Source organism: Glutamicibacter sp. BS14, assembly GCF_056934375.1.
On record NZ_CM167801.1, the window covers coordinates 799,005 to 821,596 of the forward strand.

General features: G+C 61.6%; 20 protein-coding genes. 15 read left to right on the forward strand and 5 right to left on the reverse strand.

The annotated features are described in order from the left end of the window. Positions 1-73 precede the first annotated feature (73 nt). From AC1Z36_RS03830 to AC1Z36_RS03840, 3 genes are all read right to left on the reverse strand, one after another. Positions 74-820, reverse strand: a complete 747-nt coding sequence (locus AC1Z36_RS03830; RefSeq protein WP_133833927.1) for an aspartate/glutamate racemase family protein — start codon at positions 818-820, stop codon at positions 74-76. Between the two features lie 8 nt (positions 821-828). Next, positions 829-2,352, reverse strand: a complete 1,524-nt coding sequence (locus AC1Z36_RS03835; protein WP_286172183.1) for an NCS1 family nucleobase:cation symporter-1 — start codon at positions 2,350-2,352, stop codon at positions 829-831. Between the two features lie 150 nt (positions 2,353-2,502). Next, positions 2,503-2,628, reverse strand: coding sequence for a hypothetical protein (locus tag AC1Z36_RS03840; protein WP_402471666.1), 126 nt, complete (start codon positions 2,626-2,628; stop codon positions 2,503-2,505). Between the two features lie 365 nt (positions 2,629-2,993). On the opposite strand from AC1Z36_RS03840, the gene AC1Z36_RS03845 reads away from it, so the two are divergent. The 13 genes from AC1Z36_RS03845 (at position 2,994) to AC1Z36_RS03905 (ending at position 18,285) form a co-directional block, all read left to right on the forward strand. Then, positions 2,994-3,797 carry a hydroxypyruvate isomerase family protein gene (locus tag AC1Z36_RS03845; RefSeq protein ID WP_483561696.1) on the forward strand — a complete coding sequence of 268 codons (804 nt, stop codon included), beginning with the start codon at positions 2,994-2,996 and terminating at the stop codon, positions 3,795-3,797. A 25-nt stretch (positions 3,798-3,822) separates the two neighbouring features. Beyond that, complete coding sequence (locus AC1Z36_RS03850; RefSeq protein WP_483561697.1) at positions 3,823-4,734, forward strand: 2-hydroxy-3-oxopropionate reductase; 912 nt, start codon at positions 3,823-3,825, stop codon at positions 4,732-4,734. Between the two features lie 267 nt (positions 4,735-5,001). Then, positions 5,002-6,795 (forward strand): glyoxylate carboligase, encoded by a 1,794-nt coding sequence (gene gcl / locus AC1Z36_RS03855; protein WP_483561698.1) that lies wholly within the window; start codon positions 5,002-5,004, stop codon positions 6,793-6,795. A 151-nt stretch (positions 6,796-6,946) separates the two neighbouring features. Further along, positions 6,947-8,329, forward strand: a complete 1,383-nt coding sequence (allB, locus tag AC1Z36_RS03860) for an allantoinase AllB (RefSeq protein WP_483561699.1) — start codon at positions 6,947-6,949, stop codon at positions 8,327-8,329. A gap of 249 nt (positions 8,330-8,578) precedes the next feature. Continuing rightward, on the forward strand, positions 8,579-8,896 hold the full coding sequence (locus AC1Z36_RS03865; RefSeq protein WP_133833932.1) for a hypothetical protein: 318 nt from the start codon (positions 8,579-8,581) through the stop codon (positions 8,894-8,896). A 59-nt stretch (positions 8,897-8,955) separates the two neighbouring features. Beyond that, positions 8,956-9,174 carry an LPXTG cell wall anchor domain-containing protein gene (locus AC1Z36_RS03870; RefSeq protein WP_133833933.1) on the forward strand — a complete coding sequence of 73 codons (219 nt, stop codon included), beginning with the start codon at positions 8,956-8,958 and terminating at the stop codon, positions 9,172-9,174. Positions 9,175-9,790: 616 nt separating this feature from the next. Then, positions 9,791-10,705: a PIG-L deacetylase family protein gene (locus tag AC1Z36_RS03875; RefSeq protein WP_133833934.1), complete on the forward strand. Its 915-nt coding sequence runs from the start codon at positions 9,791-9,793 to the stop codon at positions 10,703-10,705. Next, on the forward strand, positions 10,705-11,625 hold the full coding sequence (locus AC1Z36_RS03880; RefSeq protein ID WP_133833935.1) for an ATP-grasp domain-containing protein: 921 nt from the start codon (positions 10,705-10,707) through the stop codon (positions 11,623-11,625). Before AC1Z36_RS03875 ends, AC1Z36_RS03880 begins: the two co-directional genes overlap by 1 nt. Then, on the forward strand, positions 11,622-12,986 hold the full coding sequence (locus AC1Z36_RS03885; protein ID WP_133833936.1) for a glycosyltransferase family 2 protein: 1,365 nt from the start codon (positions 11,622-11,624) through the stop codon (positions 12,984-12,986). The genes AC1Z36_RS03880 and AC1Z36_RS03885 overlap by 4 nt, the downstream gene beginning before the upstream one ends. After that, positions 12,983-14,293, forward strand: a complete 1,311-nt coding sequence (locus AC1Z36_RS03890) for a glycoside hydrolase family protein (protein ID WP_133833937.1) — start codon at positions 12,983-12,985, stop codon at positions 14,291-14,293. The genes AC1Z36_RS03885 and AC1Z36_RS03890 overlap by 4 nt, the downstream gene beginning before the upstream one ends. A gap of 408 nt (positions 14,294-14,701) precedes the next feature. Next, positions 14,702-17,284 carry a sigma-70 family RNA polymerase sigma factor gene (locus AC1Z36_RS03895; RefSeq protein WP_483561700.1) on the forward strand — a complete coding sequence of 861 codons (2,583 nt, stop codon included), beginning with the start codon at positions 14,702-14,704 and terminating at the stop codon, positions 17,282-17,284. A gap of 71 nt (positions 17,285-17,355) precedes the next feature. Further along, positions 17,356-17,886 carry an ASCH domain-containing protein gene (locus tag AC1Z36_RS03900; protein WP_133833939.1) on the forward strand — a complete coding sequence of 177 codons (531 nt, stop codon included), beginning with the start codon at positions 17,356-17,358 and terminating at the stop codon, positions 17,884-17,886. Between the two features lie 102 nt (positions 17,887-17,988). Beyond that, positions 17,989-18,285 carry an antibiotic biosynthesis monooxygenase family protein gene (locus AC1Z36_RS03905; protein WP_332488065.1) on the forward strand — a complete coding sequence of 99 codons (297 nt, stop codon included), beginning with the start codon at positions 17,989-17,991 and terminating at the stop codon, positions 18,283-18,285. 74 nt (positions 18,286-18,359) lie between these two features. On the opposite strand, the gene AC1Z36_RS03910 is transcribed toward AC1Z36_RS03905, so the two are convergent. Together AC1Z36_RS03910 and AC1Z36_RS03915 are read right to left on the reverse strand one after the other, a co-directional pair. Next, entirely contained in the window at positions 18,360-19,757 is a 1,398-nt protein-coding gene (locus AC1Z36_RS03910) for an MFS transporter (protein ID WP_483561701.1), read from the reverse strand. Then, on the reverse strand, positions 19,754-20,188 hold the full coding sequence (locus tag AC1Z36_RS03915; protein ID WP_483561702.1) for a MarR family winged helix-turn-helix transcriptional regulator: 435 nt from the start codon (positions 20,186-20,188) through the stop codon (positions 19,754-19,756). Before AC1Z36_RS03915 ends, AC1Z36_RS03910 begins: the two co-directional genes overlap by 4 nt. 472 nt (positions 20,189-20,660) lie before the next feature. Here AC1Z36_RS03915 and AC1Z36_RS03920 point away from each other — a divergent pair, with 472 nt between their 5' ends. Continuing rightward, entirely contained in the window at positions 20,661-21,311 is a 651-nt protein-coding gene (locus AC1Z36_RS03920; protein WP_105658913.1) for a cyclodeaminase/cyclohydrolase family protein, read from the forward strand. After that, complete coding sequence (locus tag AC1Z36_RS03925) at positions 21,308-22,195, forward strand: bifunctional 5,10-methylenetetrahydrofolate dehydrogenase/5,10-methenyltetrahydrofolate cyclohydrolase (RefSeq protein ID WP_105658914.1); 888 nt, start codon at positions 21,308-21,310, stop codon at positions 22,193-22,195. The genes AC1Z36_RS03920 and AC1Z36_RS03925 overlap by 4 nt, the downstream gene beginning before the upstream one ends. Positions 22,196-22,592 lie beyond the last annotated feature (397 nt).

Sequence of the window (22,592 nt, forward strand, 5' to 3'; positions counted from 1 at the left end):
TCATGAGGTACTTATAACTCTAGGACGGCTGACTGTGAGCGCGCTGGGCTGAGCCTGCCATTTGGCTTGGCATTCAGAGACCCGCCGGAACGACGGCCGCCGGAGTCATGGGAAAGCCGTTCACGGTCTTGGGCCGCGGGGGAGCGTAGGTGCGCACCTTGGAGGTGCTCAGCCCCATGCGGACCAGCGACTCCGCGATGGTCACCGCTGCGCGCACGCCATCAACAATTGGCACGCCGGTGGCCAGCCGCACCTGTTCCTCCAGCTCGGCCATGCCGCCGCAGCCCAGGCAGATCACTTCGGCCTTGTCGTGCTCCACTGCCTGGCGGGATTGCTCGACGATGGCCGCTACCGCGCGCTGCGGATCGGATTCCAGTTCCAGCACGCCCAGCCCGCTGGCGCGCACCGAGGCGAGCCGGTCGGTCAGGCCGGCCAGTTTCAGCCGGTCCTCGATCAGCGGCACCGTGCGGTCCAGCGTGGTGACCACCGAATACTTGTGGCCGAGGAATTGCGCCGTGGAGGCGGCGGCTTCGGTAATGTCCACGACCGGGACATCCAGCAGTTCCTGCAGGCCCTCGCGGCCGTGCTCGCCGTAGCCTGCTTGGATGACCGCGTCGAATGGCTCGGTGTAGCGGACCACCTTGTCCATCACGGCGATGGCCGCCAGGTAGCTCTCGAAATTTCCTTCGCAGGAGTCAGCCCCGAAATCCGGGGTCAGCTCGATGATCTCGGTACCGGGCGAGGCGACCTGCCGGGCGGAATCCCCGATGGCGCGGGTCATGGATTGCGTGGTGTTGACGTTCAGGATCAGAATGCGCATGAGTTTTCCTAGTGGGTTGGTGCCACGGCGATCGGCTCGCCATCGATGTCTGCCAGATCGTGCTGGCGCTTGGCCAAGGCCAGGTAGGCCAGGGCACCGGCGCTCGAACCCAGGAACCAGGCAAACGGACCGACAATGTGCAGGGCAGGGACGAAGGCCAGCACCAGTGCGATCACCGAGCTGATCACCAGTGCGCCGACAGCCCGGTAGTTCACGCCGCGGGTGAAGTAGTAGGTGCCTTCGGCATCCGAGCGGTACAGGTCCATGACGTTGATCCGGGCTTTGCGGATCAGCCAGTAGTCGGCCATGATGATGCCGAACAGCGGGCCAAGCAGCGCGCCCAGGCCGCCCAGGAAGTAGTTGATGATCTCGGGGGAGTTGTACAAGTTCCAGGGCAGGATGACCAGGCCGATGACTCCGGAGATCAGTGCGGCGGTGCGGAAGTTCAGCTTCTTCGGGAGCAGGTTGGTCAATGCGTAGGTCGGTGCCACGAAATTGGCCATCAGGTTCACCGCGATGGTCAGCACCAGCAGGGCGGCGGAGGCCAGCAGCAGCAGCAAGGTGTTCGGGATCGCGCCGACAATATCCGACGGCGAGGTGATGACCTGGCCGTTGATGGAGAACTGCGTACCGGTCAGGACCACCACGATGGCGCCGAAGAACATCATGTTCAGCGGGATGCCGAAGAAGTTGCCCTTGACGATCGCCTTCTTGGAAGATGCGCCACGGGTGAAGTCGCAGAAGTTCAGGACGAAGGTGCCGTAGATCGAGACCCACAGCGCGGCCGCGCCGAACATCGCGGTCCACATCTCGATGCCGGTCTTCGATTCGCCGGTGCTCATCGAGACGTTGAAACCCGATTCGAAGAGCATCCAGATGGCCAGGCCCAGGAAGGTGGCCAGGATGACCGGGCCGGCGAACGCCTCGTACTTGCGGATCATCTCCATGCCGTAGCTGACGATGACCAGCTGCACCGCCCAGAGGGCGACGAAGCAGATCCAGCCCAGGGCGTTCAGTCCCAGGAAGCTGGTCTGCTCCAGGGCTGCGGACCCCGGGGCCACGGCAATCACCATGACGGCGAGGACCTGGGCGGCGAGGTAGGTCTGGATGCCGAACCAGGCAATGGCCACGGCCCCGCGCAGCAGCGCGGGAATCTGGGCGCCGTTGATGCCGAAGGCGATGCGGCTCATCACCGGGAAAGGGACACCGGTTTTCTCGCCCATGAACCCCGAGAAGTTCAGCAGCGCGAAGAGCAGGACCGCTCCGATGCCCAGCGCGCCGAGGATCTGCCAGCCACTCATGCCCAGCGCGAAGAGCCCGATGGCGAAGGTGTAGTTGCCCAGCGAGTGCACGTCGTTGGCCCACAGGGTGAAGATGCTGTAAGAGCTCCAGGTGCGTCCGGAGCGGGTGGTTGGTGCCAGGTCCTGGTTGTAGAGCGACGCGCTCAACTCGAAGGGATTGGCCCGGTCGATAGCGGGCCGGTTTTCCTGCGGTGCGGCCTCGGGCACCATTTCAGGGGTCTTTTGCGACATGATGGACATCCTTGTCAAAGGGTCATGCATCCGGGCAGGCGCATTCGGGCGCACTGCGGCAGGGGAAGATGACAGATCTGGGGAAGCGGAGCGTTCAGGGGAACGGCCCGTGCCTGCCTGCGGGGACGCAGGACAGGTAGGCGGGCCCGCTTACGGGTAGATCGGCTGTCCGAAATTAACGTAGAACTCGGCCGGCGAGCCGAGAAGCGGCATGGCCGGGCGCGGCGCAGCGGCAAGCCGCTGTGCGCTGTGCGTGATGCACGGTGGAAAAAGCATGGCTGCTCCTGAGCTAGGAAGTCACTCCGAGATATGTGCCAGGTGAGTAACCACCACTGTATGCACTGGATCACATTCCCGCAATAGAAAATGATAATTTCACCAGATGGTATTTTGGCCGGATTCCGGAGCCTTTTATTCCATTCTCGGAATCCGCTGATGAGCCTGCTTTTATCAGGATCGCACCGGGCGCCATTCCTGTCCTGATGCCACTGCAGCGCCCTTCTGTGCGACTCTGCGCGCATCGGCACTTCGTCCCGAAACCTTCTTGACAGTGATTGGCGTCTCGTCCTAGAGTTTTCATAAAGCAAAAGCTAACTTCCATAAAGCGGAATCTTTGGAAGGTGTTCTTGAAGGGAAATCCAGTGTCCTACACTCTGAACTGCTCGATCCTCCTCACCGAGTTGCCGCTGCTGCAGCGCGCGGATGCCGCCAAGCAGGCGGGTTTCGACAGCGTCGAATTCTGGTGGCCATTTGGCGAAGCCGCCCCCTCCGGCAAGCAGGTCGACGAATTTCTCGCCTCGCTGGCCAATGCCGGCGTCCAGCTGGACGGACTGAACTTCTTCGCCGGAGACATGCCGGCAGGCGACCGCGGACTGGTTTCATGGCTGGGGCGCGAGTCCGAATTCAAGGACAACGTCGACGCGGTAGTGGCGATCGCCGAAGCTACCGGCTGCAAGGCCTTCAACGCCCTGTACGGAAACCGCATCGAGGGCGCCGACCCGGCGGCCCAGGATGCGCTGGCCTTGGAGAACCTGGTGGCCGCGGCCCAGGGCGTGGCCAAGGTCGGCGGCACCGTGCTGATCGAGCCGGTCTCCGGCACGGAAGCCTACCCGCTGAAAACTGCGGCCCAGGCGCTTGCAGTCGTCGAGGCTGTCAAGGCCCAGGGCGAAGGGAACATCGCGCTGCTGGCCGACTTCTACCACCTGTCAGTCAACGGCGATGACGTCGCCGCCGTCATTGAAACGCATGCCAAGGACTTCGGCCATATCCAGATCGCCGATGCGCCGGGCCGCGGAGCTCCGGGCACCGGGGACCTGCCGCTGCAGGACTGGATCAAGCGCTCGCGCGAGTTGGGCTACACCGGCAAGGTCGCCCTGGAGTACAAGCAGGAAGCGGCCACCGCCTTCGACTGGCTCCAGAACGCCAGCAGCAGCGCCGCAGTCTAGAGAACACCTTTTCGCACAAGAATTTTTGGAGAATCACATGTCGCAGAACATCGCCTTCATCGGACTGGGCATCATGGGCCTGCCGATGGCCAAGAACCTGGTCAACGCCGGCTATCACGTCACCGGCTACAACCGCAGCGACAAGGCCGGCAATGAGCTGGCCGCCGCTGGCGGAACCAAGGCCGCCTCCATCGCGCAAGCCGTGGCCAATGCGGACGTGGTCATCACCATGGTCCCGGATTCCCCGGATGTCCAGGCCGTCACCCTCGGCGCGGAGGGCGTCTTCGCCAATGCGAAGGCCGGAGCCCTGTGGATCGACAACTCCTCGATCCGTCCCGACGTGGCCGTCGAGCTTGCGGCCTCGGCCCGAGACGCCGGACTGCGCCCGCTGGATGCCCCGGTTTCCGGCGGCGAAGCCGGCGCCATCGAGGGCGTGCTGTCCATCATGGTCGGCGGCGAGCAGGCTGACTTCGAGGCCGCCAAACCTGTGCTCGAAGCCGTAGGCAAGACCATCGTGCTGGTGGGCCCTTCGGGCTCGGGGCAGACGGTCAAGGCGGCCAACCAGCTGATCGTTGCGGCCAACATCCAGGCCCTGTCCGAAGCCGTGGTCTTCCTCGAAGCCTATGGCGTGGACACCGACGCGGCCATCAAGGTCCTCGGCGGCGGCCTGGCCGGCTCCAAGGTGCTTGACCAGAAGGCCCAGAAGATCCTGGACCGCGAATTCGCCCCGGGCTTCCGCCTGGCCTTGCACAACAAGGACATGGGCATCGTGACCTCCGCGGCCCGCGAAGCGGGCGTCGTGCTGCCCCTGGGAGCATTGGTTGCCCAGCTGGTCACCTCCACCGTGGCTTCCGGCGACGGGGCACTGGACCATTCGGGCCTCTTCCGCGGGGTGCAGCGCCTGGCCGGAAAGATCGACGCCCCGGTCCCTGCCTAGCACCACCAAATCTTCCTACGGCGGGGACAACTAGGTAACCCGCTTCTTCAGCTAGCGGCCGCGCAATACCGGCTACGCTCCGGTGCCGCCGGACCCCTGGTACACGGCAGGGGCCCGACGCGCCGTATCCGCTGCGCAATGGGCTTTGTTCCAGTTCATCGCCGCTAGCTGGTGCTCAAGGAAGCGGCGTTGTGGTGACTCATGCACCTTGGCTTCCCGCCGTAGGTATCCTTCTTTTCTTCTTCTCGTTCCAAAGGACGTATTCCCATGCCTAAGATGCGCGCAATCGACGCCGTCGTCCAGATCCTGGCCAAGGAGGGCGCCACCGAGGCGTTCGGCCTGCCAGGAGCCGCGATCAACCCGCTGTACTCGGCCATGAAGGCTCACGGCGGCATCCGCCACACCCTGCACCGCCACGTCGAGGGGGCCAGCCACGCCGCCGACGGCTACTCGCGGGCCACTGGCAAGATCGGCCTGTGCCTGGGCACCTCCGGTCCTGCCGGCACCGACATGATCACCGGCTTGTACGCCGCGATCGCCGACTCCATCCCGATGCTGTGCATCACCGGGCAGGCCCCGACCAATGTGCTGCACAAGGAGGACTTCCAGGCCGTGGACATCGAGTCCATCGCCAAGCCGGTGACCAAGTACGCCTCGACCGTGCTGGAGCCGGGACTGGTTCCGGGCACCTTCGCCAAGGCCTTCCAGATCATGCGCTCGGGCCGCCCGGGCCCGGCCCTGATCGACCTGCCGATCAACGTGCAAATGGCCGAGATCGACTTCGACATCGATGCCTACGAGCCGTTGCCGGTGGAAAAGCCGAAGGCCACGCGCGGCCAGGCCGAGAAGATCGTGGACCTGCTGCTCTCCGGAAGCAAGCCGATCATCATTGCCGGCGGCGGCGTGATCAACGCCAACGCCAGCGCGCAGCTGGTCGAACTCGCCGAGGAACTGGACATCCCGGTCTCCCCGACCCTGATGGGCTGGGGCGCCATCCCGGATGACCACCGCCTGCAGTCGGGCATGGTCGGCATCCAGACGCACACCAAGTACGGCAACCAGACCTTCCTGGAATCGGATATGGTGCTGGGCCTGGGCAACCGCTGGGCCAACCGCCACACCGGGGATCTGGCCACCTACCGCGCCGGACGCAAATTCATCCACGTGGATATCGAAGGCACGCAGATCGGCCGGGTGTTCTCCCCGGACCTGGGGATCACCTCGGATGCCGGCGCCGCCATCGAGGCCATCCTGGAAGTCGTGCGCGAGCGCAAGGCCGCCGGCACCCTGCCGGACTACTCGGCCTGGGCCAACGAGGCCACCGCCCGCAAGTCCACCGGGCACCGCAAGACCAACTTCGAGAACGTGCCGATCAAGCCGCAGCGCGTCTACCAGGAAATGAACGCCGCCTTCGGCCAGGACACTACCTACGTGTCCACCATCGGGCTCAGCCAGATCGCCGGCGCGCAGATGCTGCATGTCTACAAGCCGCGCAACTGGATCAACGCCGGACAGGCCGGCCCGCTGGGCTGGACCGGACCGGCCGCCCTGGGCGTCGTGCGCGGCAAGCCGGGGGAAAAGGTCGTGGCCCTCTCCGGAGACTACGATTTCCAGTTCATGATCGAGGAGCTGGCCGTCGGCGCCCAGTTCAAGCTGCCGTACGTGCACGTGGTGGTCAACAACTCCTACCTCGGACTGATCCGCCAATCGCAGCGCGCCTTCGAGATGGATTACCACGTGTCCCTGGGCTTCGATAACATCAACTCCCCGGAAACCAACGGCTACGGCGTGGACCATGTGAAGGTCGCCGAGGGCCTGGGCTGCAAGGCCGTGCGCGTCGAGGATCCCAGCCAGCTGGCTGCCGGATTCGCGCAGGCCAATGCGCTGGCCGAAGAGCACCAGGTGCCAGTTGTGGTGGAAGTGATTCTGGAAAAGGTCACCAACATCGCCATGGGCGCGCAGCTGGATGCAGTCAATGAATTCGAAGACCTGGCTTTGGACGCCGCCGATGCACCAACCGCGTTGGTGCCGATGGCAGCCTCGGCCACCGTGGGTGCGTGAAAGGGCAGTCGTCGCTGACCTGCAACCCGCAAAGTTTGGCGCGGGGCACCGGTTCACCAATACGGGTGTGCCCCGCGCCACAACAACCTAGACTTGGCATAGAGCTGCCGAGCCCCAAGAACACCTAGCAATTAACGAGTAGGAACACCTCATGAGCATCAACGAAGCTGTTGGCCGCACATCCTCCCCCACCGCCACCGGAACAACCTATGACCTGGTGCTGCGCGGCCAGCAAGTGCTGACCGCGCAGGGCATTGGCCCGCGCGAAATCGGCGTGCGCGACGGAAAGATCGTCGCCGTGCAGGAATTGGGTGCCGGACTGGCCGCAGAGCGCGTCATCGAGGTGGCCTCCGACGAGGTCCTGCTGCCCGGACTCGTTGATACCCATGTGCACGTGAACGAGCCAGGACGCACCGAATGGGAAGGGTTCGAGTCGGCGACCAAGGCCGCCGCTGCCGGCGGGGTGACCACCATCGTGGACATGCCGCTGAACTCCATCCCGCCCACGGTGAACCTCGAAGCGCTGGAAATCAAGCGCGCGGCCGCTTCCAAGAACGCCTATGTCAACGTCGGCTTCTGGGGCGGTGCCATCCCGGGCAACAAGAAGGATCTGCGCGAGCTGCACGAAGCCGGAGTCTTCGGCTTCAAATGCTTCCTGCTGCATTCGGGCGTCGACGAGTTCCCGTCCCTGAGTGTTGGCGAGATGGAAGAGGACATGGCCGAACTGGCGTCCTTCGACTCGCTGATGATCGTGCACGCTGAGGACTCCGATATCATCGGCAACTCCCCGCAACCGGTGGGCGGCAAGTACGCCGGCTTCCTGGACTCGCGCCCGCGCGATGCCGAGAACACCGCCATCGCGCAGGTGATCGAACGCGCCCGCACAACCGGAGTGCGCGCCCACGTGCTGCACCTGTCCAGCTCGGATGCGCTCCAGATGATCCGCGAGGCGAAGGCCGAGGGCGTGCTGCTCACCGTGGAAACCTGCCCGCACTACCTGACCTTGCTGGCCGAGGAAATCCCCGACGGCGCCACCGCCTTCAAATGCTGCCCGCCGATCCGCGAGAACGACAACCGCGAGCTGCTGTGGCGGGGCCTGGAGGAAGGCGTCATCGACTGCATCGTTTCGGATCATTCCCCATCGACCATCGATCTGAAGGATGTGGAGAACGGCGACTTCGGCGTGGCCTGGGGCGGAGTGGCGTCGCTGCAGCTGGGCCTGCCCCTGATCTGGAGCGAGGCGAAGAAGCGCGGACTGAAGCTGGAACAGGTTGTGCAGTGGATGGGCGTGAATCCCTCGAAGCTTGCCGGCCTGAGCGCCAAGGGCAGCATCGAGGAAGGCAAGGATGCCGACTTCGCGGTCTTCGCTCCGGAGGACACCTTCGAGGTGGACGTTCAGAAGCTGCACCACAAGAACCCGATCTCCCCGTACCAGGGCAAGACGCTAAGCGGCGTGGTCCGCCGGTCCATCATTGCCGGGACCGACGTGGACTTCCAGAATCCAACGGGTCAGCTGATCCGCCGCGAGAGCTAGGAACCGGTACCTCGCAGAGCCCCTGTCCGCAGGACGGGGGCTCTGCCGCGCCGTGGGCAATGATAGCCCCGGCGTGCTTTGGCTACCGCAGATTCGCAGCGTATTCACCGGTGGTACGCAGGCTATTTCCCTGGCGCATAACAAACAGGTATCGATTGGATGTGGCGTTAAAGGATTGGGCTGCCCAGCTCATAGACTGTCAGCACTATGGGGATAGAGCAGCCGTCACTCTGAATACAGGAAATGGGTATGAACGCGATTACTGCTGCTTCGATTATGAGCAAAGAAGTCGACGATCTGGCGTTGGGCGAAGTGGTCCAGGTGTCGCTGGTCTTCGGCGCAATCCTCATGGCTGTGCTCCTTGCCTTCGGGCTCAAGACCTATGCCCATTGGCGCCGGCATGCCAACGGTTCTCCAGCTGATCAGCGTCCGGCCGAGCGTGATGAGGCTCCGAGTCCAGCAAGCGGTACCCGTCAACTCCCAGCACCGCGGATTGAAGTGCTTTCGGCGCTCGGGGACCTGCGCCGGACCGGGGCCTTGAACCGCGGTTTAGAGGACAGCAGATGAGGTAGCCTTCGGAACCGACTGTTGACCCGACTGAGCCAGTTGACCCGACTGAGCCGACTGTGGATCCTACGGAACTTACTGAATCCGATGAAGCCGAGGAAGATCTCGTTCAGAAGGCAGCTCCGGCTGAAGGCTCAGCCGAAGCTCCGCCGCCATCTGAAAAGGATGACAAGCTTGCGGACACAGGTTTCACTGCGATGTACGTGTTGATCGCTGGACTCCTTTTGGCAGCTGCTGGTGTGCTGATTTCTCGGCGCAGCAACCGCCGACATGGCTAAAGCCTAGGATTCGAATGAGGCTGTGAACTGTTCGCGGAGCAGGCTCTTGCGATCGTCGTAGGACCGATCGTCTAGGCTCTTGCAGATAGTTCGCGCATACGCCCGACTGGAATTAATTTTCCGGTCGGGCGTTTTGCGTATCTGGACGATGTGCAAAAAACGGGCAGCTGTTTCAGACCGTCCTGAGCTTGACTCAACCGGCCGGATTATTTGGTGCGTTGCTGATGGCCTCTCCGCCCGGTGTTCTCATCTGAACTTCGCCGGTCTGGTTCCCTCCGCACTGTGAACCTGCAGCGATGAGTCACCAGAATCTAGGACCTCGGTTGAAACCATTAGTGAGCTAACAGTTGTAGCTCTCACTGCCATCGGTATTGCTTGCTCGCCGACACGCAGTTTCGGATTTCCTGCGAAAGTGCCGTCACGAAGTGAACCCAGGCGCCCTCTAACTCTATGGATCCATCGAATGGACACTCGTTGATGGCATGAAAGCATGCGCTTTAGGAATCTCCCAGCAATCCGGGCGCAGCATGGGGATGCGGCTTTCTTCGCTATCAGGAGGACCAGAGCCAAGAACGCAAAGGATCCGCTTCTGAACGCTCCATAGAAAGAGAACGTCATGAGTATGTCACTCGCAATCTTCGGCATTGTGGCCTCTATAACCGCGATCTTCAGTGCATTGAGCCGGCGGGGACGACGATGGCTGGTGCGTGACTTTACGCACTACAAGACCATCCTTGTTGCTTGGATTGCTGGCAACTTGGTGTTCGTAGCCGCGGCCTGCTGGCATCTTCTCTTCCAAGGGCAGTCGGACATCGGGGCAGTCGTGGCCATAATGATGGCCATCTCATTGTTGATTTTCTGCCTGTCCATGTTGACGCTGCAACGAAGGCCTCAGAACAACACCCGTCCGAGACGCTTCCTGGCAGTCGGAGCACATCCTGATGATGTCGAGCTGGCTTGCGGTGCGACCATCGCGAAATTGGTGGATGCCGGCCATGATGTTCGTATCGTGGTCATGTCGCAGGGTGAAAGTGGCGGACATGCTCCTCGCAGGATTCAAGAAGCCCGACGCGGAGCCGGTTACCTGGGTGCCCAGTCCCATACGGTGCGGTCCTTTTGCGATACGCGGCTGTCGGAGAATTCCAACCTGATGGTTGCAGCGATCGAGGAGGAAATCGCTGCTTTCGGACCGGATGTCGTGCTGACTCATTCTGCTACTGATATCCACCAAGACCATGAGGCGGTGCACCGTGCAGTAATGCGCGCCGGGAGGCGACTGCCCTCCATACTCTGCTTCGAGAGCCCCTCGGTGGGCAATGATTTCTCTCCAAGCTTCTTCGTTGACGTCGAGAACTACACCGACGTCAAGGTCGAAGCCATCAAGCTACATGCCGATCAGCGGAACAAGCCCTATATGACCCGTGCGCGGATCGAGTCCATGGCTACTTTCCGTGGCAACCAGGTCAAGCAGCAGCGGGCCGAAGGATTTGAAGTAATGCGCCTCGTATCAACCACAGTGGGAGATTTCTAATGAAGATCCTAGTCACCGGGGTCGGAGGTCCAGCAGGAAGCTCGCTTGCGCGCCAGCTGCACGCGCGAGGACATAGCGTCATCGGCGCTGACATGGTGCCGATAACTGATCCGCTGCTCGACGCCTTCCACCAGGTGCCAGCAGCCGGTCACCAGCAGTACCCCACTCGGCTTCAAGAGATTGTTCTCCAGCACTCAGCTGAACTGGTTATCCCGACCGTCAGCGAAGAACTCCCGGTGCTTTCGGCAGAGAGTATCCGAGAGCTGCTGGAATCGGCCGGAGCCCGATTATTGATTTCCTCGAAAGAATCCGTGCTGATCAGCGACGACAAGTACTACACGATGCTGACTTTGCGAGGGGATAACGTGCCCGTCCCCGATTTTGCCCGGATCAACGCTGGCAGTGGCGAAGCCTTGGCGCAGTTCAGCCCGGAAGAGCAGATCATCATCAAGCCACGCGTATCGCGCGGAGGACGGGGCGTCCGCTTGGCTACGGCAGGAGACCTCGGGGCAGGCCGCGTACCGGCTGGTACGCGGGATCTTGTGCAGCGCTTTGCCCCCGGACGCGAATTCGCGCCGATGATCTTCAGGAACCCTGATTCCGGGGAGATCGAGGTCTGCGTGGTGGTGGAGAAGACCGAGCTGCGCGAGGGGCTCGTGGGCAACGCAGTATCGGTGCGCCGCTGCGAGTCGAATGATCCAATAGCCGCTCATGTTGCGTGGGTGGCCAAGAATGCAGTGCAGTCGCTGGAGCTGGTCGGGCCGGTAGACATGGACGTGCGCCTGGGTGGCGATGGGCAACCGGTGGTGCTCGAGGTCAATGCCCGTTTCGGAGCCAATAGCCAGTCCGCGCCGGAACTGCTGGATGCTGCATTGCGCTTGCTCGGGGTGGCGTCCACAGCGCAAGTTGGCTGTGCATGAGTTCGGCACTCGTTCTTGGCTATTACACACTGACCGCAGTCATCCTTTCCGTCGGTGTGCTCAAGCTGGGGTTGATCCCCTTGGCGTTGCTTTTCGAATGCCGCCGGGGTCTGCTTTTCACCCGCTACGGGAAGCTGTCGTCATTGCCTCCTGGCAGCCCGGCAAACACTATTCTGCGGCCCCGCCGTCGAACCCGGGCGTCGAGGCATTTCGGGCAGATCCCGGACTACAGGGTATCGGTAATCATCCCGGCCTATAACGAGGAAGTGGTATTGCGCGCCTGCGTTGAATCAATTGTCCGAAGCAAGGGAAACCTCGCTGAAGTGGTGATTGTCGATGACGGATCCACCGATGGCACCGCACGGCTGATGCGTGAGCTGGCTCAAGAGCATCGCCTGGTGCAGGCCATCAGCCAGGAGAATGCCGGCAAAGGCGCGGCACTTAATCGTGGAATTGCCCTCGCGACTGGAGAGATACTGGTTTTTGTCGATGCCGACGGAATTTTTTCGCCGGTGACTATTCCGTGGTTGCTCACTGGATTCCGCGATGTGAAGGTGGGGGCGGTTTGCGGTGACGACCGGCCTGTAAACCTGGATAGGGTGCTGACCAAGATGCTTTCGGTCCTTTCGCATCTGGGAACGGGGGTTGTTCGGCGGGCGTTGTCCCTGATTCATTGCTTGCCGGTAGTTTCCGGGAATATAGGTGCATTCCGTGCTGATCTGGTCAGGGATCTTGGCGGGTTCCGCACCGATACGGTTGGAGAGGACTTGGAATTGACCTGGCGCTTCTATGGTGCCGGGTATCGTGTGGCTTTTGAACCACGCGCGATTGTCTTGGCGGAGTCACCTTCTACGCTGCAGGCGCTGTGGAAGCAACGAGTCCGCTGGGCACGGGGCCTGCTGCAATCGATCAAGATACATTGGCGGATGCACGGCAACCCCCGGTTCGGGCCGTTCGGAGTGTTCCTGCTGTTCAATTTTCTCACGATGGTGGTGGTGCCACTGGCTCAGATCCTGGTGCTTGCCGGATTGCTCTATTTCATCCCGGCCGGGCTGATTACCTTCGGCGGCGAAGAAGAAGCAACCTTAATTGGTCGCACCGCGATGGTGGTCGGTTGGATTGGCATCGGAATCACGCTGGCTTCGGTGGTTCTTGGCATTGCGCTGAACACTGCATGGAGGGATTTGGCGAACCTGTGGACCCTACCGCTATGGCCGTTCTATGCCACGGGGATGGGGCTCACCATGCTCGCAGCGGTAGCGTTTGAGATCCGCGGGAGGCCCGCCAAATGGAACAAGCTGCAAAGAACCGGTGTCATTTCCAGCGGTGAGTTCTCTGCCATTCTTGGAAGCGGATCATGAGCGCGGCCAAGATGCAGCGTCAACGCCGGAAACTGGCAATGGCAGCCATAGCGGGCTTGGTGACTTTTCTTTTGCTGGCGGCTGCTTGCTACATGACCAGATTCCCCACTTCTGCAGCGCATCAACCGACCCCGACGCCGGACCCCACGGTGGTCGAGCCGATGCCTCCGCAGCATGCCTGCCAAGATTCCCCTCGCGCAGAGGGCACCAGTTCCCCAGGAGACAACCTCGGCATGCGCCACTCCAAGACAGACACCCAACTTCCCCGATTTTCCAGAGTTGTGAACGTCGGTTTTGAAGATATTACCGCCGAAGATCCTGCCCGTATCCCGGAAATTGCCCGTCGATTAAATTCGGTCAGGGCGACAGGAGTATCGCTCTCCATTGGACGTCTCGACTGGGTGGCTTTCCCCTGGCCAGCCCAACGCGATGTCGAATCCAGCGAAGTCACGCAAACCGGGCGGGACTATGTTGCTGAAGCGATTAGTGCCTTCCGCTGCGATGAGCAGGGTAGACCTCGAACAATCTACTTGAATATCGATACGTTGCTGGGCAGAGAGCTGGAGCGCCGTCCATCGCTAGCAGGAATCAACTCCGAGGGGCATCCTTCCAAGAACTGGGCAAGTATCTCGGCGTGGAAAGAGGATGGACTTGATACCAGGCTTGTCGAGCTGGTTAGTGAAGCCGTTCGGCGCTATGCACCCGATGGCATCAACGTCACGGAGCTGATGTTTCCCAGCTACACGTTCGGCGAGGATGACTTGGAGAACTTTGCGAAGTTCAGCGAGCGCCCTGATTGGCCGAGGTCTGCTGACGGAACGATTGATTCCACGTCAGAGCAAATCTACCTATGGCGGTCAAACGCAGTCACCTCGATCATGAAGAAAGTGGCTGGAAGTCTGGACGAAACCGGTCCGGTGCTCACCATGGATGTGCGATCACCTGCCAACGGAGATCCAAGGGGACGCCCTGATTCCGGCCAAGACTACGGGCAGCTTCTGAACGTGGTTGACCGCCTGAACATCTGGAATTTTCGGGGCATCGCATCGTCCAATCGGGTTTCGACAGACGAATTGGTACAGCGGTACATGAAGCAGGAACCTGAAAAGTATTCCTTGGAAATCGGGCTTTGGGAAGGCGCAGGCTCCATGGACAGCAGTTCCGTGAGCAAGGAACTGCTGAATGCCGAGGACCATTCATTGCTGCATGTCTCCGTTACCCCCACTTCGTTAATGGACGACAGCATATGGTCCGCATTGGAGGGTGCTTGGAGCCAGGTTCCTGCTACTCGCCCGGGTGCGGACTAATCGCGGAATCTATGCGAATTCCGGCTCGAAGAAAAAATTTCAGATTAATCCGGATTCTTGCGTCATGATTCCCTTTTCCGCGTATCTAAGTGATGTACGCGCTGAACTGGGCAACAAGGAATTATGAGGTTTCGAGACGTCCAGTTGTCTTATGGGGAAGATGCTGACGGGTGGGCGAGTTGCAAGCTTGGGGGATGGAGCTCGCCCACCTTTCAGGATTTTCGAACCCATTTCATAGAGATATTGGAAAAATCCTGATAGGTTCTAAAGGATGAAAATGCCGTCCAAAGTCGGGCGGCATTGTCGACGGGGCATTGGTTGCCGATTGCCGGCTCCGGGGATTGGGGAATCCTTGGGGCGATCGGCGGCGGGTACCGGCGCTGTCGCGTGAAACGTTATGGGGACGTAATGACAATAGATTCTGGGGCACGCTTTGCTGACGTCAGCGATGCAGATTTAATTCGTGGCGTTAGGAACGGAAGCAGCGAGGCCCAGGACCACCTGTATCGACGGCACAGGCAAGTGGCGCTGAACGTAGCGTTTAGGCATACGAACTCTCCTTCCGATGCCGAGGATGTCGTCTCCGAAGCTTTCCTGCGGGTCTTCCGTATCATCGAACGTGGGGCAGGGCCTGATGAGTTCTTCCGCGCCTATTTACTGACTGCGGTATCGCGCGAAGCCTTTTCCAGGAACAAATCAGCCTCAAAGCAGATTACCGTCGAAGACGTCCAGGACTTCCTGCCAGGCGATGCGCACGCGGACGAGGCGATGGAACGCCATGAATCCACCTTTGCCATCCTCGCGTTCAAGGCCTTGACCGAGCGCTGGAAGACGGTCCTGTGGCTCACCGAAGTAGAGGAACTGCCGCCGAGAGACGTTGCGCCAATGCTCGGCATGACACCCAATGCGGTTTCCGCATTGGCAGTACGTGCGCGAGAGGGACTGCGCGAAGCCTACTTGGCTGCGCATATGAATGGCCAGTCAGGGTTGCCCGCAAGTTGTTCCGATATTCGTGAACATCTGCCGGCCTTTATCCGTGGAACGCTGGGGAGCCGGAACGAGCGTGGAGTCAAGGCGCACTTGAAGTCGTGCGCGAATTGCGCAGTAGTGTTCGGGGAACTGGACGAAATCGGTGCTACTTTGCGTGCTTTCGTCCTTCCTCTGGTCGTTGGAGGGATTACTGCGCTGGGGATTCCTGCCTCGGGAGGTATTGCAGGAATGGGAGCTTCGGCAGCCACGGCAACGGCTGCTGGTGGAGCTACTGCCGGGACAGCAGCTTCTGTTGCTTCGGGGGCCGGTGTGAGTATTGCAGGAGGTAGTAGCCTGGCAGTTACTTTAGGCGTTGGCTTGGTGGGTGTCGCCGTAACAGCGTCCGCCATCGGTCTGATACCGAAACTGATCGTGCATGATGAAAGAGAATGGGCCGCACCCGAAAGCGCAGTCCAGCCCCAGCTGGAAGGAGTCGAAGCCCCGATTGTTGGGGCCGAGCCATCTGCCGTCATGAGCCGTGCCATGTTCTTGCGGGACCTGACTGGACGAACTGTTCCTGATGCGAAAGACGAATTAGAATTCACAAACCAAGTGGAATCGCCATCCACGAAGCCGTTTTTCCCGCTGTCACATATGCCAGCGGCAAGACCGTCGCCTGAAGCGACCTCTGAATCTACTTTTGAGCCGACTGCGGAGCCAACGGTGGAGCCTTCAATCGAGCCGACTCCGGAACCGACTCCGGAACCAACGGTGGAGCCGACTGCGGACCCGACTCCTGAACCAACCCCGGAACCGACTCCTGAACCAACTCCGGAACCAACGGTGGAGCCGACTGCGGAACCAACTCCGGAACCAACGGTGGAGCCGACTCCGGAACCAACTCCGGAACCGACTCCTGAACCAACTCCGGAACCAACGGTGGAGCCTACAGTCGACCCGACTCCGGAACCAACGGTGGAGCCGACTCCGGAACCAACTCCGGAACCAACGGTGGAGCCGACTCCGGAACCAACTCCGGAACCGACTCCTGAACCAACCCCGGAACCAACGGTGGAGCCGACTCCGGAACCAACTCCGGAACCAACGGTGGAGCCGACTGCGGAACCAACTCCGGAACCAACGGTGGAGCCGACTCCGGAACCAACTCCGGAACCGACTCCTGAACCAACTCCGGAACCAACGGTGGAGCCTACAGTCGACCCGACTCCGGAACCAACGGTGGAGCCGACTCCGGAACCAACTCCGGAACCAACGGTGGAGCCGACTCCGGAACCAACTCCGGAACCAACCCCGGAACCAACGGTGGAGCCGACTCCGGAACCAACTCCGGAACCGACTCCGGAACCGACTCCGGAACCAACGGTGGAGCCTACAGTCGACCCGACTCCGGAACCAACGGTGGAGCCGACTCCGGAACCAACTCCGGAACCAACGGTGGAGCCGACTCCGGAACCAACTCCGGAACCGACTCCGGAACCAACCCCGGAACCAACGGTGGAGCCGACTGCAGAACCGACCTCGGAACCGACTCCTGAACCAACCCCGGAACCAACGGTGGATCCTACGGTGGAGCCTTCAGTCGAGCCGACTGCAGAACCGACCCCGGAGCCAACGGTGGAGCCGACTGCGGAACCAACCTCGGAACCAACCTCGGAACCAACAGTTGAGCCGGAAGACGACCAAGACGGGTCTGGATTCCAGGTCATCATGGCACAAGAGGAAGGTGGATTCTTTGCGAATTACACCTTCGATATCAGCGGAGCTTCTGAAAGCGATCCAATAAGTTTCGAGGTGCGGCTCAACTGGCTTTGGGTGGATAACATGACGTACAAGGGGAACTGCGTTCCCTCGAACATGCGAGCTAATTCGTTCAGGCTAAGCTGCGAAGGCCCAATGACTATAAAGCTGAAGCAGTTCTACTTCCTTGGGGGCCGGACTATTGCATTTGAAAGCCAAGGGAACTCGAAGGAGAAGTTCGAATTCAAGATTCCAGGACTCTAGACGCAGCCCAATCGTCCTTCCATTGCCATTCCAGGGCCATCCGGAATGTGCTTCGCGGCTAGGATCGTTCCATGACTGAAAAATCTCTTCCAGTGTTGCCGCCTGTCAATGCAGAAGCTGCTGAACAGATGTGGTCTGCGTACCTGGTGAGCAAGGGGATTCCGCGGACCGAGGCACCGCACTATGTCGCCGAATCGTTCGGTGATCATCCTGCGCTTGCCGATGAGCTTCTGGATGAAATGCTGCACGGAACCAAGCGAGCGACTTCATCTCTGGCTAGCGATTATGCCTATTACAACGAACGTGTCCCGCAACCTGAAGACCACTGCATTGTCTGCGATGGGCAAGGGCAGCCGCGAGCAATTTTGCGAGTACTTTCCGTCGAGCGTTCCTCGTTCTTCGAGGTAGACGCGCAGTTTGCCGCGGCCGAGGGCGAAGGGGATCTCTCGCTGGAATACTGGCGCGCAGAACATGAAAAATTCTGGCGCCGAACGCAGAAATCCATAGGAATCGACTGGAACCCTGAAGACACCGCCAAAGCCGGGGGAGAGCTGGTCTTGGAACGCTTTGAAATTTGCTGGCCGCAGGAGCATGCCGACTAGCCGGTCGAACTTCGTCACGCTGGCCTGCGGTCGAGAACGCGCGGGCGTAGGGTGGAGACAGAGGGTTTCCCGTGAAAGAAGCCCGGAAAAGAAAGGTTGAACATGTCGATTGTCGTCATCAATGCCCTATCGGTTCCCGGCGAAGCTGGACCGGAACTGGAGAAGCGTTTTGCTGCTCGCAAGCATTCAGTGGATTCTTCACCGGGGTTCGAAGGGTTCAAGTTGCTGCGTCCGGTCAATGGTGGAGACAAGTACTTCGTGTACACCCAGTGGGCAACCCGCGAGGACTTCGAGAACTGGCGTACCCAGCGCGCTGATGCGGCCCATGCTGGCAACGATGCCAAGAAGCCAGTGGCCAGCGGCGCTGAACTTCTCGAATTCGAGATCGTCGAATTCTAGGCGCAGCAGCCTGCGGGCAACGCCCCGATGCCTTCGTGGTATCGGGGCGTTATCTGCATCCAGGACCCTTTCGCCTACCTGCGTCCCTTGAACTTGCGCCGTGCCGAATCGGCCAGCAACGCAGCACCCAAGGCGATGCAAAGCAGTGCGCCGATCAAGAAGGTCATGTCGATGCCTTCCGGGCTGGCCTCGCCATTGAGTCCGGGGTGGGTGGCGATAATGGCCGCGGAAATCGCCGTGCCGAAGGAAGAACCTACAGTACGCAGCACCTGGTTGAAACTTACCGAGCTGCCTAGCTCCTTGGTCGCTACGCTGCGGGCGATCAATGCCGGCATGGCCGCATAGCTTGCGCCCATGCCGATGCCGAAGACCAGCATGCTCAGCAAGATCTCCCAGAGCGCCGAGTGGAGCAGCCAGAGCATGGTGCCTGCTGCGGCCATGATGATCGCTCCAATGGGAAGCATGACCTGGATGCCAACGCGTTTTGCAAGTATGCGCACCACGCGGTTGGCAGCCAAGCTGCCTACCGAGAGCGGGAAGATGACAAATCCTGCCCAGAAGACCGGCAGGCTCAGCCCGTAGCCCGTTGCCGCATCTGCCTGGGCTACCAGTGATGATACGGACATGCCGATATACAGTGCGGCGCCCAGGGCGATGGCCGAGATATTGGCCAGGAGGACTTCGCCCTGCTTGAGCGTGCGCAGATTAATCAGCGGGAGGCCAAGGCTGTTTTCTACCCTCACCCAGATGATCAGCACGATGACCGAGAAACCGCCCAAAACAAGGGTGGCAGGTGAAGCCCAGCCCCACTTGGGCCCCTCGGATATGGCCAGCAGCAGGGAGGTGAGCCCCAGGGCCAGCAAGCCGGAGCCGGTGTAGTCGAAGGGGCGTTGCTCGGCCTGGGTATCGGGGCCTGCAGGAACAACTTTCCACACCACGCAGATGGTGGCCAGCACGAATAGCGCACCGAACCAGAACGCGTAGGAGTAGTCGAAAATGCCAGCGATGATGCCGGTCAATGGATAGCCGATGCCGATTCCGGAAGCAACCGTCACCGACAAGGTGGAGATGGTGTTCTGCACGTGCTCGGGCGCTACATAGCGCCTGGCGATGGCGATGGTGACCGGAACAATGCCGTAGGACAATCCCTGGAGCACGCGTCCGGCAAGAAACACGCCAAAGCTCGGTGCGGACGCTGCCATGACAGAACCCAGGAACATGGCCGCCAGCGAGACGAGCAGCAGCCGCTTCTTATGCGGTCCATCGCTGAGGCGTCCCATGATGGGTGTTGCCACGGCGCCGGCCAGCAGATTCACGGTGAGCATCCACTGGGCGGCGGCAATATCGACATTGAACCGCAAGGAAATCGAGGGGACCAGCAGCATGCCCAGCGAGGAGACGATTGCCGTGGCCAGCGCGGCGAAGACCAGCGTGGGCACCAGCGGGCTCTGGTTGGATGCGTTGCGGCTCATGGGCGGACCGCGGTATTGATTTTCTTGAGCGCGGGCAAGGCGGAGCGGATCAGGGAACGGTCCTCCTCGCTCAGGTTCTCGCCCATGGCTTGGAGCAGCGCGGTCCGGCCGAGCAGGATTTCCTGGTCCAGCTTTTGGCGGCCGTCATCGGTGAGCTGGAACCAGAGCTTGCGGCGGTCGGCCTCGTCCCGGTGCAGCTCGATCAGTCCGAGGCCTTCCAATTCCTTGGTCGTCAGCGAGATGGCCTGCTGGCTGACCCCGATGGCCTGGCTCATCCGGGCGGCACTGGCCCGGCCTTCGGTGGCCAAGGTGTGCAGGATTCCCAGTTTGCCCGGGGAGATGGATCGTGCCGTGCGTATCAGGCTCAGCAATGGCGAAAGCACCTCGAGCATTTGCTGGGGAAGGTCTGCGGGCTCGGGATCAATTTCCATAGCTATAGAATACAATTAACTTGTACAAGCTTCTTGTGGAATGCTCGTGAGGCTGCACACTGCCCCGATCCATCGGGCGCGAGAAGGCGGTACTCGCTCGCTTGGCCCCGTGGCTCGCAGGCATGTCGCCGTAGTAAGTGGTTGTCGTTTTGGTGCGCTCCTGATGGATTCCGGCTCGTGCCGCGCACTCCTGGCCCTGCGCCGGGACCGCGTGTGCGCCGCAGGGAAAATGCCTTCCGGACCCTGTTGGCCGGCATGTGCAAGACCTGGATGGGCTAGCGGGGGATCCGGTCGCGTGGCGCTTGGATGCCGGGGGTGTTCCGGGCGGCAGAAAACCCTTGACCGGCGTTCGGTAGGTGCTCTAGGCTTCAAGATAACCTGATATACCAGTCGGATACTAAGGGGTTCCGGCGGCCTGGACCGTGGTCCTGCGCGCCGGAAATCCCGCCGAACGGTGCAGGGATCAACTTCCATGCGTCCCGAACGAGGGGAAACCCCATTGATCTCCAATGAAACTGTCAGCAGCTACCTTGAGCGGCTTGCCTCGGGCGCCCCGACGCCAGGAGGGGGCGCGGCCGCGGGCCTGCATGCGGCGCAGGGCGCGGCATTGGTGTCCATGGTTGCCGAATTCACTTCCGGACCGCGGTACGCGGACGTCCAGGAGCAGGCCCAGCAGATTTCCGAGCATGCCCGGCTGCTGATGCGCCAGGGGCTCTTCGCCGCTCAGGAAGACGAAAGGCTGTTCGGCGCCCTGGGTGCCGCGTACAAGCTGCCCAAGGAAAGCAGCGAGCAGAAGTCGGAGCGCAGCGCGGCAATTCAAAACGCCACCATCGCCGCCGCCGCACCGCTGGTCTCTACCGTCGAGGCCTCCATTGAGGTCATCAAGCTGGGCCAGCGCCTGCTGCCCATTGGCAACCGATCGGTTCTCAGCGACGTGGCCGCCGCGGCCGAAGCTGCCCGGGCGGCCTTGGCTACCGCGCTGGCCACCCTGGAAATGAACATCAGCTCAATCAAGGACATCGCCCAGCGCGACCGGCTGGTCCAGGCGGCCAGCCAGGCCAGCGAGGCGATCGCCCACGCCGAAGAGCTCAGCGCGCACGCCCGTGCGGTGGTGGCAGCATGACGGCACGCAATCTAGCCGGGCAGCCGGTGGCTGAAGCGATCCGCGCCCGCACCGCAGAACTGGTGGTGCGCATGGCCAGCGAGGGCACCAGTGTCCGGATCGCGGTCGTGCTGGCCACCGATAACGAGGCCACCGCCTGGTATGTGCGCTCGATCGAACGGGCCGCCGCGCAGCTCGGGGTGGACTGCCAGGTCGTGGATCTGACCGGGTCCGGCCAGGAGCAGCTGTCCGAAGCGATCACCGCTTTGAACGAGGACAGCTCGGTGCACGGAATCATCTTGCAGACCCCGTTGCCGCCAGGGGTGGATGCCGCGGCGCTGGTGGCGCTGATCGACCCGGCCAAGGACATTGACGGGGCCAATCCGCTGAGCCTGGGACGGCTCAGTGTCGGCCAGCCGGCCTTTGCCCCGGCTACCGCACGCTCGGTCATCGAGATCCTGGAGCACTACCGGATCCCGCTGTCCGGGCAGCATGTCGCGGTGGTCGGACGCTCTGCGGTGGTGGGCAAGCCGTTGGCCCAGCTGCTGCTGCAGCGCGATGCCACGGTGAGCATCTGCCATTCGAGGACCGTCGATCTGGCCCAGTTAACGAAGTCCGCCGCGGTGGTCGTCATGGCCGTGGGCAAGGCGAACCTGCTTACCGGCAGTGAGGTGGATGAAACCTCCGTGGTGATCGATGTCGGAACTAATGTCAACGCTGAAGGCAAGCTGGTGGGGGACGTCCATGCGGCATCGGTGCGCCCGCTGGTGCGGGCCCTGAGCCCGGTTCCGGGGGGCGTGGGCACGGTAACCACAGCGTTGCTGGTCCTTCATGCCGCGCAAGCCGCGGAGGCAAGCCTGCAGGCGGCCCCGGCGAAGGGAGCGCGCATGGCCGGACGCCGGTAGCTGGCTGGCCGGTGTTCCGGGTTCCGCTGCGGGCAAGCCAGCGTGCAGCGGAACCCGGAATGCCGGAACCGCAATTGCCATGGCGAAGCGAATTACGTGCACAGTGCACGCCGGAGAGGAACATGAACTGGGATCTGCCGCCGGCCAGATGCACCACGTGCCGCCGCCGCATCATCGATTGGGAGGTTGATGATGCGGTGGCTTTCTGCTGCCCGCCGGTTTTAGTTCGCCCGGGTTAATGCCGCTGGCCTGGCGATTTCTCCCCGGGCTCCCTTGCGTCTACCTTCGCTCGGAAACGGGCGCCAGGGCGTTCAAGGCCGCCTCGGATGCGGCCCCGCTGGGAGCGTTGCCGCGCAAGCACTGGATAGCTTCGCCAGTATGTCACGTAGGGAATTTT

What these genes read in the sequence shown, in the direction of transcription:
- AC1Z36_RS03835 (WP_286172183.1), bottom strand. Translation starts at nt 2,352, where the DNA reads ATGTCGCAAAAGACCCCTGAAATGGTGCCCGAGGCCGCACCGCAGGAA.
- AC1Z36_RS03925 (WP_105658914.1), top strand. Translation starts at nt 21,308, where the DNA reads ATGACGGCACGCAATCTAGCCGGGCAGCCGGTGGCTGAAGCGATCCGC.
- AC1Z36_RS03895 (WP_483561700.1), top strand. Translation starts at nt 14,702, where the DNA reads ATGACAATAGATTCTGGGGCACGCTTTGCTGACGTCAGCGATGCAGAT.
- gcl (WP_483561698.1), top strand. Translation starts at nt 5,002, where the DNA reads ATGCCTAAGATGCGCGCAATCGACGCCGTCGTCCAGATCCTGGCCAAG.
- allB (WP_483561699.1), top strand. Translation starts at nt 6,947, where the DNA reads ATGAGCATCAACGAAGCTGTTGGCCGCACATCCTCCCCCACCGCCACC.
- AC1Z36_RS03910 (WP_483561701.1), bottom strand. Translation starts at nt 19,757, where the DNA reads ATGAGCCGCAACGCATCCAACCAGAGCCCGCTGGTGCCCACGCTGGTC.
- AC1Z36_RS03890 (WP_133833937.1), top strand. Translation starts at nt 12,983, where the DNA reads ATGAGCGCGGCCAAGATGCAGCGTCAACGCCGGAAACTGGCAATGGCA.
- AC1Z36_RS03905 (WP_332488065.1), top strand. Translation starts at nt 17,989, where the DNA reads ATGTCGATTGTCGTCATCAATGCCCTATCGGTTCCCGGCGAAGCTGGA.
- AC1Z36_RS03915 (WP_483561702.1), bottom strand. Translation starts at nt 20,188, where the DNA reads ATGGAAATTGATCCCGAGCCCGCAGACCTTCCCCAGCAAATGCTCGAG.
- AC1Z36_RS03920 (WP_105658913.1), top strand. Translation starts at nt 20,661, where the DNA reads ATGCGTCCCGAACGAGGGGAAACCCCATTGATCTCCAATGAAACTGTC.
- AC1Z36_RS03880 (WP_133833935.1), top strand. Translation starts at nt 10,705, where the DNA reads ATGAAGATCCTAGTCACCGGGGTCGGAGGTCCAGCAGGAAGCTCGCTT.
- AC1Z36_RS03865 (WP_133833932.1), top strand. Translation starts at nt 8,579, where the DNA reads ATGAACGCGATTACTGCTGCTTCGATTATGAGCAAAGAAGTCGACGAT.
- AC1Z36_RS03885 (WP_133833936.1), top strand. Translation starts at nt 11,622, where the DNA reads ATGAGTTCGGCACTCGTTCTTGGCTATTACACACTGACCGCAGTCATC.
- AC1Z36_RS03840 (WP_402471666.1), bottom strand. Translation starts at nt 2,628, where the DNA reads ATGCTTTTTCCACCGTGCATCACGCACAGCGCACAGCGGCTTGCCGCT.
- AC1Z36_RS03875 (WP_133833934.1), top strand. Translation starts at nt 9,791, where the DNA reads ATGAGTATGTCACTCGCAATCTTCGGCATTGTGGCCTCTATAACCGCG.
- AC1Z36_RS03900 (WP_133833939.1), top strand. Translation starts at nt 17,356, where the DNA reads ATGACTGAAAAATCTCTTCCAGTGTTGCCGCCTGTCAATGCAGAAGCT.
- AC1Z36_RS03830 (WP_133833927.1), bottom strand. Translation starts at nt 820, where the DNA reads ATGCGCATTCTGATCCTGAACGTCAACACCACGCAATCCATGACCCGC.